The following is a 1,504-nucleotide window of genomic DNA, read 5'->3' on the forward strand; positions in this document are numbered from 1 at the left end:
ATCGCCGGCATGGGGCTGCAACCCAAGCCGGCGCTTCTTTATCTCATGGAGAAGCACGAAAATCATAAGACAAGCGTTAGCTCTCACCATTTTCGCAGCAAATGGAAGGCTGATCAGCGCCGGGAACGAGCTTGTGGCGCATCTGGGGCTGACCAGTGCCTGGTGGCAGGTGCTCGGAGCACTGCGCTATTCGCCAGTCCCGCTTCCCGCCGCATCAATCGCCCGGAATATGGGCCTGACTCGGCAGGCAGTCCAGCGCATCGTCGACGTCCTGGAGAAAAAGGGACTTATTGAATTCCAGCCCAACCCGCACCATCGCCGCGCAAAGCTCGTTGTCTTGACCGCAGCGGGTCTCAAAGCCGTCACGGCTGCCGAAAACGTTGTGGCACCACTTGACCAAGCAATCTCGAACAAGATCGGCAACGACCGTCTTAGGGAAGCGATCAAAACGCTCGAGGAGATGGGCCGGACCATATCCGACTGGCTCGCCCAACCTCAGTCCCAATCCCCTGAACAAAAGGAGATATCCTCATGATCCTAGTATCTGGAGCCACCGGAGGCATCGGCGGCGAAGTCTGTAGGCTGCTCGGGCATGCTGGCGTACCGTTCCGAGCACTATGCCGCAAGCCGGAACAGGTAGAGCGCTTTAACCAAGACGGCATAGAGGCCGTGCTTGGCGATTTCGACCGTCCGGAAACATTGGATGGCGCAATGCAAGGCTGTGACCGGCTCTTTCTGATTACGCCCCCTACACCCGATCAGGTCGCCCAGGAAACAGCGGCAATCGATGCGGCCAAGCGTGCAGGCGTCGCGAGGATCGTGAAGATCTCCGCATCAGATGGTAATGTTCGGTCGACGGTACCCTGGGCAAAATCGCACGCGCTCATCGACCATCACTTGCGCGATGCGGGGATGGGCTGGACCATTTTAAAACCCACTGCCTTCATGCAGAACTTTTTCTGGTTCAAAGATGCGATCGCAAAGGGTTTCCTGCCCCAGATCGCCGGCAAGGGATCTGTCTCCTGGGTGGACACCCGCGACGTTGCGCGCGTTGCTGCAAGGGTTCTGACTGAGGAAGGTCACAACCACGCGACCTATTTCCTGACCGGTCCAGAAACATTGGACATGAAGGAGGCTGCATCACGCCTGTCTGAGGTGACGAGACGCAAGGTGCGGTATCTCGATCTGCCAAACCCGATCTTCAAACTCATTCTTCGCCTGACCGGCAATTCCCGCTGGATGGCTAATGGCTTGATTGCTCAGTTCTCGGATGTTGTCGCCGGTCACCACGATATCGATCCCACGTTCGAGATCAAGCGACTGACCGGGAGGGAGCCAAAAAGCTTCACAGACTTCGTTCGGGACCACCGGGACGAGTTCGTCCCCAGCAACTGATACACCGGGCTTGTCGCAAATTTTCTTGGTTAACGGCCTGTCGACCACCAGCGGAGAAATTGCCGCTCCCAATGTAGCGGAGCGAGCCCATGATTCTGAATGCGATTGC

Annotated in this window: 2 protein-coding genes; both read left to right on the forward strand. The window is 57.4% G+C overall.

From position 1 onward, the window contains the following. Positions 1-88: 88 nt before the first annotated feature. Entirely contained in the window at positions 89-535 is a 447-nt protein-coding gene (locus tag ACFSE1_RS13510) for a MarR family winged helix-turn-helix transcriptional regulator (protein ID WP_377402236.1), read from the forward strand. Continuing rightward, positions 532-1,395, forward strand: a complete 864-nt coding sequence (locus tag ACFSE1_RS13515) for an SDR family oxidoreductase (protein WP_377402233.1) — start codon at positions 532-534, stop codon at positions 1,393-1,395. The genes ACFSE1_RS13510 and ACFSE1_RS13515 overlap by 4 nt, the downstream gene beginning before the upstream one ends. Positions 1,396-1,504: the final 109 nt, after the last annotated feature.

It is taken from the genome of Affinirhizobium helianthi (assembly GCF_042680945.1).
Lineage (GTDB): Bacteria > Pseudomonadota > Alphaproteobacteria > Rhizobiales > Rhizobiaceae > Neorhizobium > Neorhizobium helianthi.

Bases quoted from the DNA above. Each gene is read 5' to 3' on its own strand.
- ACFSE1_RS13515 (WP_377402233.1), top strand. From the start codon at position 532: ATGATCCTAGTATCTGGAGCCACCGGAGGCATCGGCGGCGAAGTCTGT.